13 protein-coding genes and 1 other annotated feature are annotated in these 18298 nt (G+C 39.8%); of the genes, 5 read left to right on the forward strand and 8 right to left on the reverse strand.

Translation table 11 applies throughout. The features are described 5' to 3' along the window. Positions 1 to 17: 17 nt before the first annotated feature. The 4 genes from mbcS to CDZ88_RS12035 form a co-directional block, all read right to left on the reverse strand. Positions 18 to 1610: an acyl-CoA synthetase MbcS gene (gene mbcS / locus CDZ88_RS12020; protein WP_100373775.1), complete on the reverse strand. Its 1593-nt coding sequence runs from the start codon at positions 1608 to 1610 to the stop codon at positions 18 to 20. Between the two features lie 171 nt (positions 1611 to 1781). Beyond that, entirely contained in the window at positions 1782 to 1985 is a 204-nt protein-coding gene (locus CDZ88_RS12025; RefSeq protein WP_100373776.1) for an alpha/beta-type small acid-soluble spore protein, read from the reverse strand. A 118-nt stretch (positions 1986 to 2103) separates the two neighbouring features. Then, positions 2104 to 3312: a tRNA uracil 4-sulfurtransferase ThiI gene (thiI, locus tag CDZ88_RS12030; protein ID WP_100373777.1), complete on the reverse strand. Its 1209-nt coding sequence runs from the start codon at positions 3310 to 3312 to the stop codon at positions 2104 to 2106. Position 3313: 1 nt separating this feature from the next. Next, positions 3314 to 4456: a cysteine desulfurase family protein gene (locus CDZ88_RS12035; RefSeq protein ID WP_100373778.1), complete on the reverse strand. Its 1143-nt coding sequence runs from the start codon at positions 4454 to 4456 to the stop codon at positions 3314 to 3316. A 312-nt stretch (positions 4457 to 4768) separates the two neighbouring features. Between CDZ88_RS12035 and brnQ the strand changes: the two genes are divergently transcribed. After that, positions 4769 to 6070 (forward strand): branched-chain amino acid transport system II carrier protein, encoded by a 1302-nt coding sequence (gene brnQ, locus CDZ88_RS12040; RefSeq protein WP_100373779.1) that lies wholly within the window; start codon positions 4769 to 4771, stop codon positions 6068 to 6070. Positions 6071 to 6131: 61 nt separating this feature from the next. Here brnQ and ezrA read toward each other — a convergent pair whose 3' ends face one another. Next, positions 6132 to 7820 (reverse strand): septation ring formation regulator EzrA, encoded by a 1689-nt coding sequence (gene ezrA / locus CDZ88_RS12045; protein WP_232718744.1) that lies wholly within the window; start codon positions 7818 to 7820, stop codon positions 6132 to 6134. A gap of 320 nt (positions 7821 to 8140) precedes the next feature. Between ezrA and hisJ the strand changes: the two genes are divergently transcribed. Then, positions 8141 to 8965, forward strand: coding sequence for a histidinol-phosphatase HisJ (gene hisJ / locus CDZ88_RS12050; protein ID WP_100373781.1), 825 nt, complete (start codon positions 8141 to 8143; stop codon positions 8963 to 8965). On the opposite strand, the gene refZ is transcribed toward hisJ, so the two are convergent. Then, complete coding sequence (gene refZ / locus CDZ88_RS12055) at positions 8962 to 9603, reverse strand: forespore capture DNA-binding protein RefZ (RefSeq protein ID WP_100373782.1); 642 nt, start codon at positions 9601 to 9603, stop codon at positions 8962 to 8964. The genes hisJ and refZ overlap by 4 nt on opposite strands. Before the next feature lie 228 nt (positions 9604 to 9831). On the opposite strand from refZ, the gene CDZ88_RS12060 reads away from it, so the two are divergent. Beyond that, the gene (locus tag CDZ88_RS12060) at positions 9832 to 10311 is read left to right on the forward strand and encodes a GAF domain-containing protein (RefSeq protein ID WP_100373783.1); all 480 of its coding nucleotides are present in this window, start codon (positions 9832 to 9834) and stop codon (positions 10309 to 10311) included. Between the two features lie 35 nt (positions 10312 to 10346). Here the strand turns inward: CDZ88_RS12060 and CDZ88_RS12065 are convergent, their stop codons facing one another. After that, positions 10347 to 12245 (reverse strand): sensor domain-containing diguanylate cyclase, encoded by a 1899-nt coding sequence (locus tag CDZ88_RS12065; RefSeq protein ID WP_100373784.1) that lies wholly within the window; start codon positions 12243 to 12245, stop codon positions 10347 to 10349. Positions 12246 to 12753: 508 nt separating this feature from the next. On the opposite strand from CDZ88_RS12065, the gene rpsD reads away from it, so the two are divergent. Further along, positions 12754 to 13356, forward strand: coding sequence for a 30S ribosomal protein S4 (rpsD, locus tag CDZ88_RS12070; RefSeq protein ID WP_100373785.1), 603 nt, complete (start codon positions 12754 to 12756; stop codon positions 13354 to 13356). Positions 13357 to 13561: 205 nt separating this feature from the next. Here rpsD and tyrS read toward each other — a convergent pair whose 3' ends face one another. Continuing rightward, positions 13562 to 14806: a tyrosine--tRNA ligase gene (gene tyrS / locus CDZ88_RS12075; RefSeq protein ID WP_100373786.1), complete on the reverse strand. Its 1245-nt coding sequence runs from the start codon at positions 14804 to 14806 to the stop codon at positions 13562 to 13564. Between the two features lie 82 nt (positions 14807 to 14888). Next, positions 14889 to 15090: a binding site (T-box leader), on the reverse strand. 213 nt (positions 15091 to 15303) lie between these two features. Here tyrS and CDZ88_RS12080 point away from each other — a divergent pair. Continuing rightward, a complete protein-coding gene (locus CDZ88_RS12080) occupies positions 15304 to 18195 on the forward strand; it encodes a transglycosylase domain-containing protein (RefSeq protein ID WP_100373787.1) in 2892 nt (963 codons plus the stop codon). Positions 18196 to 18298 lie beyond the last annotated feature (103 nt).

Here is an 18298-nt window from a genome sequence, read left to right on the forward strand (position 1 = left end):
AATTCCAAGACAACATTTTATGCGTTCGCATGCTTTTGTTTTTCTTGTTGGCGAAGCTCGATCCGTCTAATTTTACCTGATGTTGTTTTAGGTAATTCATTCACGAATTCAATTTTTCTAGGGTATTTATAAGGTGCCGTCATCACTTTCACGTGCTCTTGAAGCTCTTCAATCATTTGATCTTTCTTAGCGTCATCAGGGTTACGTAGCACAATAAATGCTTTGACGATATTTCCACGAATTTCATCTGGACTTGCAACGACTGCGCATTCTCTAACAGCACTGTGCTTTGTTAAAGCATCTTCTACTTCAAAAGGTCCAATCGTGTAACCAGAGCTAATGATGATGTCATCACTACGTCCTTCAAACCAGAAGTAACCATCTTCATCTAATTTTGCTTGGTCACCCGTGATATAGTAGTCACCTCTATATGCCATAGCCGTTCGTTCCGGATCTTTATAATATTCTCGGAACAACGCAGGTGCACTCTTGTGAACAGCAATATCCCCTACTTCACCAGCCTGAACTGGCGCTCCATTTTCATCAACGATGGTCACTTCATTACCTGGAGTTGGTTTTCCCATAGAACCAGGCTTGATTTCCATTCCTTGAAGAGTACCAATTAACAATGTATTTTCTGTTTGGCCGTAGCCATCGCGTACATTAACGTCGAAAGCACGCTTAAATGTTTCAATCACTTGACGGTTTAATGGCTCCCCAGCAGATACTGTGCTTCGTAATTCAGGTAGTTTGTACTTTTCAATCGTTTCAACCTTTGCCATCAAACGATACTCTGTCGGTGTACAGCAAAGAACATTGATCTTCTCGTCTTCTAAGCGCTGTAAGTAGCCCTCTGGCTCAAATCGACCGTGATACACATATGCAGTTGCCCCTACTCCAATCGTTGAAAGGAACGGGCTCCAAATCCATTTCTGCCATCCTGGCGCTGCCGTTGCCCATACTTTATCGCCTGCTTGTACATCAAGCCACATTTTTGATGCTACTTGAAGATGTGCATATGCCCAACCGTGAGTATGTACAACAGCCTTAGGATTTCCTGTTGTTCCTGATGTGTACGGGAGAAAAGCAAGCTCGTCCCTTTTCGTTTCTGCGCCTTCATAGTAATCGCTTTCATTTTTTGCTTCAGCAACAAGATCCACCCATCCGTCCATCGCTTCACCGATAATTAATTTTGTTTCAAGAGTCGGTGTCGAGTTTTCTAATGATTGAATTTCGTCTGTAAAACCAGTAAATGCAATAACTGCTTTAGCCTCTGCATGATTAATGCGATACGCTAAATCCTTTGCACGTAACATTTCTGAACACGGGATAATAACTAGACCTGCTTTTAAACAAGCTAAGTATGAGTAATAGGCTTCAGGAACTCTCGGTAAGATAAGTAATACCTTGTCTCCTTGTGTTAGTCCTTGGCTTCTCATAGCATTCGCAAATTGGTTTGTTTGTGCTACTAATTCTGGATACGTAATGATGCGGCGGTTATTCTTATCATCTGACCAATCGATGGCCACCCGGTCTTCATCTTTTGCGAAGCGTTCTACTTCATGAGCTAAATTGTAAACCTCAGGTGCAATAAGTTGTTCTCGTTCCATAATCATCCTCCTCCATAATTTAACCGTACTTCGCTTGCTAGCAGAACTTAAACTTCTGCCCTCCACATCATTATACAGAATAAAATGATTTTTTTGAATATTATTTTAGAAAGTTCACAAAATAAAAAAAGAGGACGGATAATCCGTCCTCTTTTCAGCCATATTATTTAATTATTGTTGGTGTCCTTGGAATTGTTGTTCAGCCATTTGAACAAGACGTTTTGTGATTTCACCACCTACAGATCCGTTTGCACGAGCTGTAGCATCAGGTCCTAATTGTACACCAAACTCAGAAGCGATTTCATATTTCATTTGGTCAAGTGCTTGTTGTACTCCAGGTACGACAAGTTGGTTTGAGCTGTTGTTGTTAGCCATGTGTCTCACCTCCTTCTGTACTAATAGAATGAGTCACATGTCTACTTTACATGCATCAATTTATATGGTAATTAATGAGAAGGTTTACAATTAGGACACTGCACGCAACTTATCGATGTTAAAACAGATCATCAATGTCTTTTGAAGCTTTTTCAACGCTAGTAATTTGGATCGATTCTGTGCGGTTGACTGCATCATTGACATAATGCTCCACATCTAAATATTTCTCGAACTTATTAGCATGCTCACGTTTAGGACGTGTTTTTGAGTCTGTTGGTAAGAAGATTGTGCAGCAGTCCTCAAATGGTAAGATCGAAGTTTCATACGTATCAATCTTTTTTGCGATCTCAATCACTTCAAGCTTGTCCATCGTAACTAGCGGTCTAATGATTGGCAAGTTGGTCACTTCATTGATTGTGTTCATGCTGTGAAGAGTTTGACTTGCTACTTGGCCTAAACTTTCCCCAGAAGCAATTGCTAAGATTCCACGTTCATTAGCAATTCGTTCACTAATTCGTAGCATCATTCTTCTCATTAGAGTCATTTGGAAATTGCTTGGTGCTTCCTTGTGTAAATGCTGTTGTAATTCTGTAAACGGCACGAGATGTAAACGAATGCTCGATCCGAATTTCGTTAACGATTTAGCTAAGTCCATTACTTTTTGCTTCGCTCTTTCATTCGTATAGGGCGGGCTGTGAAAATGAATCGCTTCGATTTTTGCTCCACGCTTCATCGTTAAGTATCCTGCAACAGGGCTATCAATTCCGCCTGATAGCATTAACAACACTTTCCCACCCGTTCCAACTGGTAGTCCACCGGCACCTGGGTATTGACCGAACGTCAAATACGTCGCAGTCTCTCGAACTTCGACACGAATATTTAGGTCTGGATGATGAACATCCACCGTTACCTCTTCTGACTGGCTTAACACATAACCACCAATCATTTGGTTGAGTTGTTGAGAATCAAGAGGGAATTGTTTGTATGCGCGGCGAGAAGTAATTTTAAACGTTTTGATTCCCGCTATTTGCTGTTCTTGTAATATACCCAATGCCGCTTGTTTCATCTCATCTACATCATTTTCAACTTTTAATGCGAGGCTAAATGAATGAATTCCAAAAATGTTTTTCAACTTCTCCATAATCGGTTCATGCTCTTCATCATTCAATTCAATGATGATTCGTCCGTACGTGCGCTTAAATGTAAGTCCTGAAAACGGCTTTAATGTGTATTTCATATTTTGAAGAAGTTGTTTTTCAAAAAAAGAGCGATTTTTCCCTTTTAATGCAAGCTCTCCAAATCGTATAAGAATATGGTTATATTTCATTTTAATTCCTAACCCCCACTAGTGTTGGTAATAATTTCTTTAGTTCATATAAGAATGTCTCAATGTCTTTCTCTGTTGTTTCATAAGAAAGACTGACTCGTATAGCTTGGCTCGCCTTATTCGAATCTAACCCCATTGCTAAAAGAACCCGACTAGGCTCAGCAAGCTTTGAAGAACAAGCTGATTTCGTTGAAACAAAAATCTTTTTCGAAGACAATGATTGAATTAACACTTCTGGCTTCATCGAATCAACGGAAAAATTAATAATATGATGGGCAACATTCTCATGAGGACTGTTTAAAGAAATCCCATCAATCGTTGGCAAACGATGAATTAGCTTAGAGTGTAGCTTCACCAATTGTTTTCTTCCTTCTTTAGCTCTTTCTAACTCCATGCGAAGTGCTTTAGCCATCGACACAGCACCTGCAACATGCTCTGTTCCAGAACGCATTTGCATTTCCTGAACGCCACCATGAATTTGTGGCTTTAGTCTAACACCTTCTCTAACATATAAAAATCCGCTGCCACGTACACCGTGAAATTTATGAGCAGAAGCCGTCAGAAGATCGACCTTAGCACTTTTTATATTTAATGGTACTTTTGTTAACCCCTGGACATCATCAACGTGAAATCGAACTTGTGGATACTTCGTTAATAGTTGACCAATCTTCTCAATCGGTTGAATTACACCTGTTTCGTTATTAACGTGGATGACGGACACTAAGATCGTTTCTTTTCGAATCGCTTGTTCTAACGCTTCAATTGAAACTCTTCCTTCATGGTCGACAGGTAAATAGGTAACATCAAATCCGTCACTTTCGAGTTCTTTGTACGTTTCGTAGGAGGAAGCATGCTCAATCTCTGTTGTGATAAGATGTCTGCCTTTCGAACGTTTATGATACGCTGTTCCTTTAATTGCTAAATTATTTCCTTCAGTTCCACCAGAAGTGAACAGAATCTCCCTTGCTGAGACTACTAAAAGAGAAGCAATGGCTGCTCTTGCTTTTGACAGCAATCCTTCTGCTTCCATCCCGAGTGTGTGTAAGGAGGATGGATTCCCGAAATAATCGAACGATACTTTTGTATATGTTTCCAACACTTCTTGATGAGGACGTGTGGTTGAACTATTATCTAAATATATCATAATGCACGACTCCTTTGGTAATGATGCTCATTCCGTTTACTCGTGTATGCATCAATATATCTTAGCACAAAATGTCTAAATGACAAGATGAGAAAAATAAAGAAACAGGCAACTTGATTAATAAATTGATTATTCGTTCTTTTTATAAACTATTAAACAATTCATAAGATTTATGATACGATAACCGACGGATAGAACACTTGTCTAAATTCGTCGATTGAGTTTTTTTATTATTCAAAACAAATGACGAATTAAGCTGCGCTTTAGACTATACGCCTAGTAAAGGTTCATTAACTATTTGGAGGAATAAAGATGAATAAAACATTACCGACAAGAGATTTAGCTGCATTAGGCTTTTTAATGTTTGCGCTGTTTCTAGGAGCGGGAAATTTAATTTTTCCACCATTATTAGGACAAGAAGCTGGTGAAGCACTTTGGCCTGCCATTATCGGATTTCTTGTTACAGGGGTTGGATTACCACTGCTCGCTATTATTGCCGTTTCACAGGTAAATGGTGACTTACATCAATTAGCCAACCGTGTACACCCGGTCTTCGCCATTATTTTTTCATTTACCGTTTATCTTGCAATCGGTCCTTTCTTCGGAATTCCACGAACAGGTACCGTTGCATATGAAATTGGTGTTGTTCCATTTTTACAGGGTGGACAAGCAACAACTGGATCGTTATTCATCTCGACACTTATCTTTTTTAGCATTACGTTTTCACTCGCATTAAACCCAGCAAAATTAGTTGATCGTGTCGGGAAGATTCTGACTCCACTTTTGATCATTTTAATTGCCATCATCTCGCTACGAGGTATTTTCGCTCCTATGGGCAGTTTCGAAATGGCCGAAGCGAAATATGCATCGGGTCCTTTCTTCTCAGGCTTCCTTGAGGGCTACTTGACGATGGATACGATTGCCGCACTTGTTTTTGGTATCGTTATCATGAATCGATTAAGAGAGAAAGGCATCACCGATCGTGCTCAAGTTCAATCTTTTACCATCAAAGCAGGTATCATTGCGGGAGTTGGACTCTCCCTCGTTTATTTATCGCTTGGGTTCCTCGGTGCAAGCAGCGTCTCGACAATTGGACCATTAGATAATGGAGGAGCGATTTTGGCTGCGGTGACTAATACTTTGTTCGGTGCGACTGGATCAATGATTTTAGCCTTAGTGATTACCTTTGCTTGCTTAACAACATCGATTGGGCTTGTGTCCGCAACAGGTGAATTCTTCGCTAAGCGTTTTTCATCTGTATCCTATCCAGTCATTATTTTCATTCTATGTGTGTTCAGTTTTACTATGGCAAACCTTGGACTTAGCCAACTGATTGCTGTATCCTTACCTGTTCTTGTAGCGATTTATCCGATCGCCATCGTCTTAATTATCTTATCGTTCTTCCATAAAATGATCGGTAATCGACGAGCGATTTACATTGGCGCACTTCTTGGCGCAGGATGTCTTAGCATATTAGATGGTATGGGGACGGCTGGAGTAGACCTTGAATCACTATCATTCTTAGAGATTCTCCCGCTTTATAAAGAGGGACTTGGTTGGCTTCTTCCAAGCATACTTGGTGGAATCATCGGGTGGATTGTTTCTAGAAAATGATAACGCACGAAAGAGGCTGTCTCCTAAGTGATGAACACTTACTAGAGACAGCCTCTTTTTTCTATACTGTTACTTGCTCACTTACTCGTTCTACAAGAGATGAATCATACTCATGAACTGCGTATCTTGCACATTCAATCGCTTCATCATACTCAAACGCTCTAAATAGTTCTTCTGCTTCGATCATCCCGGCTTTCGCTTTCTCAGAACGATTGCGATATCGGTTCGCATATTGGATCACCCGCTCTGCAAGTTGAGCAGATTCTACAGTGTGTTCGATCAGTTGTTCATTCTCATGAATCAGAGCTAATGATTCTTCGACTAACACATTGACTCTTCCCATTTCTAGAGGTACTTGAGCTAATTGCTTTGCTGCTGAAACAAGCTTATCTTCACTTTTTCCTAAATGCTGAATCACTTCAATTGGTAGGCCAGGAATATTGCTTTTTTGTAAAGTGCGTCTGCTTTCTAACATCTTCTGTCTTAACTGCCCTAATGTTTCTTTTGCTTTCAATTCATCTTCACGCAAATCCTGCAAGGCTTGTCTTCCTTTTTCAATATCTATTTGTAGAGCCGAGATCGCCTCATTCCATTCTTCTACCAGATCGAGAATAGATGTGAATGTTTGAGCTTCATTTTCAGAAACATCAACGATCACTTGTAATTGCGTCATGACTTCCATCAGTTTCTTCTTCACTCGATCTTGGAAAGCAAGTTCTTCTTCAGCTAGTCGATAACTTTGCTGCACATAACTCGTTTCCTCTTCTAGGCCTATGAGTTGATCATCGATATCAGCAATTTGTTCTCTCATTGCGGGAATTGAAGAAACCACCGTCTGCTTCGCTTCCACTTCCACTTCGAGGACTTCATACATTTGTTCGATTTGATCAATAAGGTTACTAACTCCTTCTTCAATCGATTCAACATCCTCCAAAGTTGCTACTTTCTTAAGTAGTTCTTCACAATCTGTTTGAATCGATCCGATATGAGTAGTAAATGAAAACGGCTCTAAATGATATCCCGTTTTTATCATATCTTCTATCCCTTGTGAAAGCTGACGAATTTCTTGAGGAATTGTTGTCTTCAATTGAACAAGTAGTTTCGGAACGACTTCGAGGTATTCATGAAGTTCATCAATATCAGTTTTCGCCTGACCAAGAAATTCTCTTGCTTTTAAATAACTTCCTTCATCTGTAGCTTCCTCAAAAGAAACCAACAAATGACGAGCTTCTTCAACCCCTCCATCAAACACGTCAATTGAAGTGCCCAATGTACCTCTCCTTTTGAGAAGTTGTTGTTGAAGAGTTTGAAATCTTTCTCGAATCGCACCAATCTCTGTACTATTTTGTTCAGCACTTAAAATCAGTTGATTAATTTCTTCTACCATGGCTTGTAGCTGATTCTCTACTCCACTGAGTCGCTGTTTTGTTAAGTCAATGACTTGTTTTGCTTTTTTGAAACGATATTTGCTGGCGTACTCTTCAATATCAAATAATTGCTCTTCTATGTTTGGCAAAATACTTCCGACAATGTCGTCCCATTCATTTCGCCATAGATCGAACTTTTCTTCTGTCTCACCTGACATATGTAAATCTTTCACTTTCCCGATCTCACTAGGTATGTCGCGATTTAAAATTGTATTTTTCCAGTCATCTAATTTATCGACTTCTTTATAGATGTTTTTCCTTAAAACCATTCCTAAGATAAATAGGACTGTCAACGCTACCACTGCCGTATAAATTACATACATCGTCACTTGAGGACCCCCTTCTCTAGCTCCTAATCCGTCTTCATCATGAAGGCCTCTGTTATTTGGCTTTGCCTATTACAGTAACCAGTTCACACCATTCATCATTTCGACCTATCTTGATTTCAGCTTTTTCTTCTTAAATAGACATATTCTATGTAATTGGTTCTCGTTAAAACACGAAAACCCTTTTAAATGTTACAAAAAAATTCTTTATTCGTATGTACCAGACATGTAATATGATACCATGAAAAAAAGCTTTTGTATGCTTTTTTATCACTGTAACATCTTCTTAATCAATATGATTTGAAAGGAGTATATTCATGATTCAATACGATGGACATGTGCATTCGCTTTATTGCCCTCATGGCTCGACAGATACCTTCTCACAATATTGCGAGAAAGCGATTCGTTTAGGGTTAAAGGGACTCACATTTGCTGAGCATGCACCGTTACCAAAAGGGTTTATCGACCCTACCCCGACTAAAGATAGCGCGATGGACACTCAACACTTATCATCTTACATAGAGGATGTTCAAGCTATAAAAAAAGACTACAAAAACCATTTAGATGTTCGAGTTGGTTTAGAAGTGGATTTTATTGAAGGGTATGAAACCGAAACAACTGACTTTCTGAATGAATATGGTCCTCTACTCGATGACAGCATTTTATCCGTTCACTTTTTAAAAATTGATAACGCCTATTATTGTCTTGATTACTGCCCTGATACTTTTGCCCATTGCGCGCAGTTGGTTGGTTCGGTTGATGATCTATACCATCGCTATTATCAAGTTGTGGCGCGTTCTATAAACGCAAACCTAGGTTTCTTCAAGCCCACTCGAATAGGTCACTTAACTCTTTGTCATAAATTCAAAAAAAAATACCCCGCAAGTATTTCATATGGCGAGGAAATTCACACTCTTCTTGATCTAATAAAAGATAAAAACTATAGTATCGATTACAACGGTGCCGGTACGCTAAAACCATTATGCGGACAAACTTATCCACCTCAAGACATTGCTGCATTGGCTAGACGATTGAAAATCCCGTTAATCTACGGGTCTGATGCTCATCAAGTTAAGGCGATGAATGCCGGCGTGGACTCAATCATTGATACCTCGTACTTAACTACACCTTCCAAGTATTAATTGATTCGTACTTTGACTCGGTTGGTTTGTGTTGGTGTATAACCACACAAACACAAATCAATCCAATTAGTTAGATGTTCCATGTATCGCTTGATGAAATAAGATTCAGTCGTTGATAATTGGTAAAGTTCCCTTATATATTGCGGAGAACAAAAAGGCATCGTAATCATACTTCTTAATTGGATCAAAGGGAAATCGATAGGCTGCTTAATAAAAATCCCTTCTTTCATACCGCGTCTGACCATTTTTTCAAAATCATGTTTTTCCTTTTGTAAATAAGTCGTCATAAGTTCTCGAACGAGTACGGAGTCCATTGTCATTTCACGGTGGACCATCCTTGCTAAATGGTAGTGGTTTTGTTGGTAATACAGTAAAGACTGACTAACTAAGAGCAATTGCTCTCTAACGTCGATCCTCTTTGGTTGTTCAGGGATCGTCATCGCCTTTAAATATCCTTCAAGAAATTGAGTCATTAATTCCTCAAATAAGCCCTTTTTTCCACCAAAGTAATATGAGACGAGAGCAATGTTTACATTCGCTTGTTCGGCAATATGTCTGACAGATGTTCCGTGATAGCCTTGAGTATAAAATAAACGAGCAGCTGCTTCCTTCATTTTTTCCCGTGTCGCTTCACTCATACAATCTCCCCCTTACATAAACTCTCGCAATTACTATAGAGTTCGAGCTAAGATGGGCGGAAACCTGTTAGAAGCGTTCGACATCTACAGGAAACCTTTCTACATAATCTATCAGAAAAAAGCTATTCTTCTCATGAGTTGACAAATCTCCGTGCATTATCTTTTGATATCTAGTTTCTTATCCTGTAAACTGACAAAAAAATGATACTTATTATAGGAGATGGTTACATGTTCAATCAACAAGCTTATCAAGGTTCTATAGATACGAAATACAATTTAGTAATTAAACAATTGCATGCCCTTTTAGACGGAGAGAAAGACTCCATCGCTAATCTATCGAATGCATGTGCGTTACTTAACCAATTTTTAACCGATGTCAATTGGGTAGGTTTTTATCTACTTAAGGAAGATGAACTAGTCCTCGGGCCTTTTCAAGGTTTACCAGCATGTGTCCGAATCCCACTCGGTAGAGGCGTGTGTGGAACAGCTGCTCAAAAGATGGAAACCTTGTTAATTGATGATGTTCATGCATTCCCTGGTCACATCGCATGTGACGCGGCCTCAAGGTCAGAAATCGTGATCCCGATAAAGAAAGATGGACGCTTAATCGGTGTCCTCGATATTGACAGTCCCTCACTAAACCGTTTCACACAAGAAGACAAAAAGCACCTCGAAGCTTTCGTAGAAGAATTAGAGAGACATTTGTAGAGAACCTAAGAGAAGAGGCGTAAAACATTCCTATTTTACGCCTCTTCTTTCTGTTTATTCTCTTCTTGTTGAACATAAACTTGATTCTTTCCTGCTCTTTTTGCAGCATATAAACCGTCATCAGCATCCTTGACCAATTCCATGATCGTCATTGCTTCATTTGAGTGATGCCAATATGATACCCCGCAAGAAATCGTTACATAAGGTGTCGTTTTTTCAGCTACCACTTCAACGATACGAGTAGCAATTTTCTTGGCGATACTTACATCTACACGAGGCAAGTAAACCGCAAGTTCTTCCCCACCCCATCTTGCAGCGATGTCTTCTTCTCGGATATTTTGTTTCATAATATCCGCTACTTGAACAATAATTTCATCGCCAATTTGATGACCATAGCTGTCATTGACTAACTTAAAGTTATCAATATCGAATAAAAGATACGCGCCAAATGCATCTGTTTTAATGGATTCATTAATTTTCTGATCTAAATAGTTTCTCGAGTAAAGATCTGTTAGATGATCTGTAATCACAAGCTTCTCTAACTTCTCATGCAACATCGCATTTGTAAAAGCTAAGGTCGAATGATGAACTAGAGATTGAAGCAATTTAAAGTGATCATAACTAAAACGGTATGCTTTAGGGTGTAGAACAATAACAACTCCAATTAAGTCTCCACTTTGTATCATCGGAACAGCGAGCAAGGTTCGGAATCTTATATGGCTATAAAAGGCATGATTGAGGGAATCTCCTATAAACTGTGGTTCACGTTGATTTTTAATCTCAATAAACACACGATCTAGAGTATCTAGGAAACTTGAATCTTCAAACACCGGCGTGCTACCCTTTAAGACCTTAATCCCACCGTCTTCTTCAAACAAGAAAAAGCCTACTTGCTCTGCTCCAAAAGAAACGACGATCTGCTTTGTCATATAGCTAATCGTATCTTTTAACCTAAGGTGCGTATTTAATTGATGAGAGGTTTGATTAATCAGTTGTAAATCTTGATTTAAATTTCTTGACTGCTGATACAGTTCTGCATTTTCCAACGCATTCCCACCCGTGTCTGCTAACATGTTAATAAATTCAATATCATGCTTTTGTAACGTTCGGTCTACTTGAGGAGAGCCCATTTCAATAACTCCGTATACTGCTTGCTTTCCACGCAAAGGTGCAAACAACTGTAGTTCATGTTCTCCACGCTCAATCTGCAGTTCCCCTTTTAAGTAAGCATGTTCAGCTATTCGATTCTCGTTGTCAATTCCATACATCAAAGGTTTGATTGATAGGTCGGAATCAACTTCCCACTCATGTGATAGATATAGTTGAACAGACCAGCTTGGAAAGACTTGCTCAAGTGCTGTAATAATCTGTTTTAACACTTCACCAATATCCATTGAACTATGACATTTTTTTGTTACTTGCATGAGGATGTTTCGTTTTAACCAAATACCCTCAACTTTTTCACGTTCATGTGCCTCGGCAAGCAATGATTGCATCGCATCATTTGGCAATAAGCTAGCAGCAAAAGAATTCGCTTGTTCTTTTAAATTAAACGTATGAATGATAAAGCCATATCTTTGATCTTTTTTTGAGAGGGGAACACAGACGTTCCACTTCACTTGATCTGTTAATATTGCTTCATGAACGAGAGAAAATGGTTCTACCTCGCTATCGACTTTCACTAAATGATTGATCCACTCGTAACTGAAAGATTTCACTTCTTCCATTTCATTCACACAAGCTAATTTTAATCGATCACCCTTTTTAACATAGACTGAAACCGACTCAATTTCATTCTCTTGTCCAATCCTTTGAGCCATTCGCTGATAAGCAGATACTAGTGGTCTGAAATTGATTTCATACTTTGATTCGGCTAACCAATCTTCTACATTCATTTTCCGTGTCGCTACCTTTTTATCTAAATGCTCCATCATTTACTTATTCACCACCAATTACCAGATATATGAACACATTGTTTATGGTTTAGCTACGTTCTTAGTAAAAAGATAACAAGTATGGACTTATTCACCACTTATATTAGGATAAAAGATTCACATTTGAAATATCCAACGTAAATTAGATAGGTAATTATTACTCTGATTATAATTCAAATACATTTTCTTTTCTATAATTTACCACGAAAAACATTACAAAAATTTACGACAAAACTCTTAACAATTTGTCAAAAGACATCATCAACATAAATGACCTTGACTTCTCTCACTAACAAAGATATACTAGACTTTGTGTGAAATAGGACAGCCAAGGTAAGCTTAATATGTCGGTTTCATTTTGTTCCTCGATAAGCGGCTGTAAAATCGAGGTGCATCACGTAACTTCTAGCTGTCGAAGCGAAGATGCATGAAGGCAGAATGACCATGTTAAGGGATTACCCAACGGTTGTTATTTTGCAACATCAAAATAACAAGGAGGAGTCTTATTATGGCTCGTTACACAGGTCCATCTTGGAAATTATCTCGTCGTTTAGGGGTTTCACTAAGCGGTACTGGGAAAGAATTAGCAAAACGTCCGTACGCTCCAGGGCAACACGGTCCAAACCAACGTAAAAAATTATCGGAATACGGTCTTCAACTTCAAGAGAAGCAAAAGCTTCGTCACATGTTTGGTGTGAATGAGCGTCAATTCCGTCGTATCTTTGATGATGCTGGCAAAATGCCTGGTATCCACGGTGAAAACTTCATGATTCTTCTTGAGTCACGTCTTGATAACCTTGTTTACCGTATGGGTCTTGCTCGTACTCGTCGTGCTTCACGTCAACTTGTAAACCATGGTCACATCGTAGTTGATGGAGGTCGCGTAGACATTCCTTCATACCGCGTGAGGCCTGGTCAAACAATCTCTGTTCGTGAAAAATCACGTGACCTAAGCGTTGTTAAAGAAGCTTTAGAAGGAACTGATTTCGTACCTGGATACGTAACTTTCGATGCTGAGAAGCTTGAAGGTACATTCAGCCGTCTTCCTGAGCGTTCTGAACTTCCAGCTGAAATCACAGAAGCTCTTATCGTTGAGTTCTACTCTCGTTAATCGCTTGATTTGGAACCTGACTTTTGTCAGGTTCTTTTTTTACATAAATATATAGAAGAGACTAGGACACAAAGAATGTTTAACTAAGAATAGGAACAATGCAAAAACCCAGCGGAGTATATTTCAGGAGCGATTTATTTACACCCGCATTTATTTGTTCTGATTCTTACTAGTTAAAAACACCTTCATCCTAACCTCTTCTTTATTATCCCTTAATAAGCTTGGCAAATTTGCGTTTTCCAACTTGGACAATTAATCCATCTTCAATTTGAATTTGCGCTTGAACATCTTCTACTTTCTCTTCATTCACCTTCACACCACCGTTTTGAACCATACGACGGGCTTCCCCTTTTGAAGACATCATCTTCAACTCTACTAAGAGGTCGACAATCCACACTTCGTCCGCACCACTCCAAGTTAACTCTGGAAGGTCTGTTGGTAACGTACGCTTTTGAAACACGGTTTGGAAATATTGCTTCGCTTCTTCTGCTGCTGCTTGACCATGATACATCTCTACAAATTTTGCACCAAGATTCATTTTTGCATCACGTGGGTGAATCTTCCCAGACTTCAAACCTGCCTCTAACTCCTCAATCTCATCCATTGAAATATCTGTTGCTAGCTTGTAGTACTTCACCATTAAGTCATCTGGAATCGACATCGACTTCCCAAAAATTTCATTTGGTGCCTCATCAATACCAATGTAATTGTGAAGCGACTTAGACATCTTTCTTTCTCCATCTAATCCTTCAATAAGTGGCAATGTAATAGCTACTTGTTTTTCTTTTCCATAAGCCTCTTGAAGTGTACGTCCCATGAGGAGATTGAATTTTTGGTCTGTTCCTCCCACTTCAATATCTGATTCTAACGCGACCGAGTCATACCCTTGCATTAAAGGGTAAAAGAACTCATGAATGGAAATGGGTTGACCTGATTTGTAGCGTTTCTCGAAATCATCACGCTCAAGCATTCGAGCGACCGTCATATTCGCAGAAAGACCAATGACATCTTCAAATGACAGAGCTTTCAACCACTCAGAGTTGTAGTAAATAGTTGCTTTTTCCATGTCTAGGATTTTTCCATACTGCTCAACATACGTCATCGCATTTCTCTTTACATCTTCATCAGAGAGCTGTTTTCTCGTTTCTGATTTACCTGTTGGATCTCCAATTCGACCAGTAAAATCACCAATTAACATTTGAATTTCATGTCCTAGTTCTTGGAATTGACGGAGTTTATGAAGAGGTACCGTATGTCCTAGATGAACATCTGGAGCTGATGGGTCCATTCCTAGTTTCACCTTTAGCGGCTTACCTGTAAGAACTGATCTTTCAAGCTTCTTTCTTAATTCATGCTCTGGTGTAATCTCTACTACCCCACGCTTTAAGATCTCGAGCTGACGTTCTACTTCTTTGAGTTGTTCTGCTGTTAATTTTGTTTCTTCACTCATCGTCTATACCTCCAACAATCTGATTTTTTACATATTTTACAGGATCGATTCATCTCAAAAAAACACAAAAAACCCCGCCCTAAAAAGGGACGAGGTTCTCGCGGTACCACCCTTGTTGAAGTCACGTTTCCGACTCCCACTCGACATGATAACGGAATGACCGTTCTTGTATGACAAGAAAGCTCCAGGCTGTAATTCGTTTGCTACCCCTTTACTGATTTTCACCAACCATCAGCTCTCTAAAAAAGAAAATAGCCACTACTTCGACCCTTCAAAGCCTAATTCATTTATAGTTTCTTTTTTACCACAGTTTGAATTTCATTGTCAATGTTCTGCCTAGTGTTTGTTTGTAAAAATATATCATCACATGTCAAGCTATGCTATAATATGGCTGTTATTCTAGCTTTCCATGCTGACCTGCTATCATAATTTTATTCGATATTTATACGCATATACATAGTTGGGCAGATGTGACTTTTACTATGAGGAGGTTTGCTATGAAAAAGATTTATACGCAAATGATAGAGAAGCTACGAACCGTATCAGAGAAGTTACATGAAAGGGAAGTGTTTCGGAAGGTTGGTATTACCTACCAAGTTTTTTGGAATTTATTCCTTATCGTTATGATTACAGGATTAATGTCTATCTTTTTTATCGGCGGAACTGCAGCTGGTTATTTTGCTTCATTAGTAAAAGATGAACCACTGCGTACAGCCGATTCAATGGTTGCTGACATTTATAATTATGAAGAAACGAGTCAACTCTATTTCGCGGATGACACGTATCTTGGAGAACTACCATCTGATCTTGAACGCTATCAAGTGTCTCTTGACCAAATGTCTGACCATGTAAAAAACGCTGTCATCGCTACTGAGGACGAGCACTTTTTTGAGCATGAAGGAATCGTTCCTAAAGCTATTCTTCGAGCGACACTTCAAGAGGTCGCCAATTCATCTGTCCAAACAGGTGGGAGTACCTTAACACAGCAATTAATTAAACAACAAATTTTAACAAGTGAAGTGTCATTTGATCGTAAGGCGACAGAGATCCTGCTTGCGCTTCGACTGGAACACTTCCTTAATAAAGATGAGATTTTAGAAGCTTATTTGAACGTCGTACCATTTGGTAGAAATGCTTCTGGTAGGCAGATTGCAGGCGTTCAAGCAGCTTCACAAGGACTTTTTGGAGTCGATGCTACAGACTTATCGATTCCACAAGCTGCCTTCATTGCAGGTTTACCCCAAAGTCCTTTTGGTTACACACCTTTTTTAAGAGGTGGTGAAATAAAAGAAAATCTTGATCCAGGCCTCAACCGGATGCAGACCGTTTTACGACGCATGCATGAAGCAGGCTACATTAATGATCGTGAGTTAGAAGAAGCTCTTACCTATGATATTCGTGGCAACCTTACAACTGCCACCCCTTCTTCTTACGATGAGTATTGGAATTTAACGAATGAAACCATTCGCTTGGCTGAGCAAATACTCTACGCCCAAAAACTTGAAGAATACGAAGAAGAACTCAACGAACTTGAAGGGGAAGATCGCATTGAAAAGCTCAACGCTTTAAAAGCCGAGACAAGCAAAGATCTTCGACGAAACGGCTACCGCATTCATACAACGATTGATCGAAACATTTACGATGCGATGCAAGAGGCGATAAAGGATGACTCATTATTCGGTCGTGTAAAAGAGGGGCAACAAGAAGAAGTCGCATCGGTTTTAATTGAAAATCATACAGGTGCGATTAAAGGGTTTGTCGGAGGTCGCGATAATGACCCAAGTGGAGGTTCTTTCAATTTCGCTACTCAGGCAACGCGCTCTAGTGGATCCACCATGAAACCATTGCTTGCTTATGGACCAGCGTTAGAAATTGGCGCGATTCAACCAGGAATCGTCATACCGGATACTCCTGAAGACTACAAAACGGACGATCAAAAACCTATTCGTAACTTCGATCGTAGTTTTGCTGGATTGATTACGGTGAGAGAATCATTAGCTCGCTCTCGTAACGTCCCAGCTGTTCGGTCCTTTAATCAAGTTCCTCATGAACAATTAAGAGAAACCATGAGAAATTTAGGTTTCCCATTAGAGAATGAGGCACAGCCGTACGAATCAGCCGCTTTAGGTGGAGGGTTTGATGTCAGTGTTGTAGAAAACACAAGTGCCTTTTCTACTTTCGGAAATAACGGGAACCGTGTCGAACCTTATATGATCGAACGAATTGAAACGGCTACTGGGGAGATCGTGTTTGAACATGAGAAAAAAGAAGTGAACGTGTTCACGCCACAAACAACTTACTTAAGTATCGATATGATGAGAGATGTCCTTCGCCCTGGTGGGACAGCTAACTCGGTTCCCGGACGCTTGAAGTTTTCCTCTGATTGGGCAGGGAAAACGGGAACAAGCCAAGATATGAGAGATGCTTGGTTTGTTGCAACAAACCCTCATGTTACATTAGGTGTTTGGATTGGCTATGAAACACCTAAGGAGATTGATCGGACGGTTAACGGGTTACGTTATGGTCCAAGAACACAAAGAATTTGGGCGAACATCGCTAATGCTGCTTATGACCAAAATCCCGATCTAGTAGGGCCAAGCGAGCAATTTGTGATGCCGGAGGGAATTGTTCGACGTTCTGTTTGCAGCATCACTGGCCAAGCGCCGAGTTCATTATGTGAACAGGCGGGATTAGTGAAGTCTGATTTATTCAACGTAAACTTTCTACCAGGATCAAGTGATTCTAACTTAGATCGTGCACGATATATCACGATAAACGGTGAAAGTTATCTAGCGCTAGATTCTACACCTGAAGAATTTACAGATGTAGGGGTAACGATTCCGAATGAAATATTTGGTGTCTCAAACATCGGTGAATATTTACCAGATTCGATGAGGGGTCTCGTGCCTGATCGTATGGCACCTAATAATGGCCGTGCACCTGGTGCTGTGAATCAAGTCACTCTGTCTGGCCAATCGTTAACGTGGACGAGACATCCTGACAATGACATTATCGGATACCGAGTTTATCGCGCATCAAATGGTAGCTCGAGTTTCGAGAGGGTTGGACATGTGAAAGGAAATGGTTCAACTAGCTATTCTGTAGACGGTGGCTCATTTGCATACTATGTCACAGCGATTGACACAGCCGGGAGAGAGTCGACGTCTTACAATCAGGTGAGAGGATCTAATTATTCAGAAACACCTGAACCTGAGCCACAGCCAGAGACGGAACCAACGCCAGAACCACCAACCGAACCTGAGACTACACCTGAACCACCACCAAGCAACAATGAAGATGAAAATGGTGATAGTGATAGTGACGGCAACGGGAACAATAATGGGAGTGAATCTCCTTCTGAACCAACAGACCCTGAAAGTACTGACTAATTAGTTCATAAATCGTTTTAACTGACTGAGGTTACTTCAATTACACATTGGAGTAACCTTTTTTATGGGGACTCTCAGTACGACAAAAAGCATCGTTTGTTTA

The sequence above is a fragment of the Bacillus sp. FJAT-45037 genome (assembly GCF_002797325.1).
Taxonomy (GTDB): domain Bacteria; phylum Bacillota; class Bacilli; order Bacillales; family Bacillaceae_D; genus Alkalihalophilus.

Bases quoted from the DNA above. Each gene is read 5' to 3' on its own strand.
- mbcS (WP_100373775.1), bottom strand. From the start codon at position 1,610: ATGGAACGAGAACAACTTATTGCACCTGAGGTTTACAATTTAGCTCAT.
- CDZ88_RS12025 (WP_100373776.1), bottom strand. From the start codon at position 1,985: ATGGCTAACAACAACAGCTCAAACCAACTTGTCGTACCTGGAGTACAA.
- thiI (WP_100373777.1), bottom strand. From the start codon at position 3,312: ATGAAATATAACCATATTCTTATACGATTTGGAGAGCTTGCATTAAAA.
- CDZ88_RS12035 (WP_100373778.1), bottom strand. From the start codon at position 4,456: ATGATATATTTAGATAATAGTTCAACCACACGTCCTCATCAAGAAGTG.
- brnQ (WP_100373779.1), top strand. From the start codon at position 4,769: ATGAATAAAACATTACCGACAAGAGATTTAGCTGCATTAGGCTTTTTA.
- ezrA (WP_232718744.1), bottom strand. From the start codon at position 7,820: ATGTATGTAATTTATACGGCAGTGGTAGCGTTGACAGTCCTATTTATC.
- hisJ (WP_100373781.1), top strand. From the start codon at position 8,141: ATGATTCAATACGATGGACATGTGCATTCGCTTTATTGCCCTCATGGC.
- refZ (WP_100373782.1), bottom strand. From the start codon at position 9,603: ATGAGTGAAGCGACACGGGAAAAAATGAAGGAAGCAGCTGCTCGTTTA.
- CDZ88_RS12060 (WP_100373783.1), top strand. From the start codon at position 9,832: ATGTTCAATCAACAAGCTTATCAAGGTTCTATAGATACGAAATACAAT.
- CDZ88_RS12065 (WP_100373784.1), bottom strand. From the start codon at position 12,245: ATGATGGAGCATTTAGATAAAAAGGTAGCGACACGGAAAATGAATGTA.
- rpsD (WP_100373785.1), top strand. From the start codon at position 12,754: ATGGCTCGTTACACAGGTCCATCTTGGAAATTATCTCGTCGTTTAGGG.
- tyrS (WP_100373786.1), bottom strand. From the start codon at position 14,806: ATGAGTGAAGAAACAAAATTAACAGCAGAACAACTCAAAGAAGTAGAA.
- CDZ88_RS12080 (WP_100373787.1), top strand. From the start codon at position 15,304: ATGAAAAAGATTTATACGCAAATGATAGAGAAGCTACGAACCGTATCA.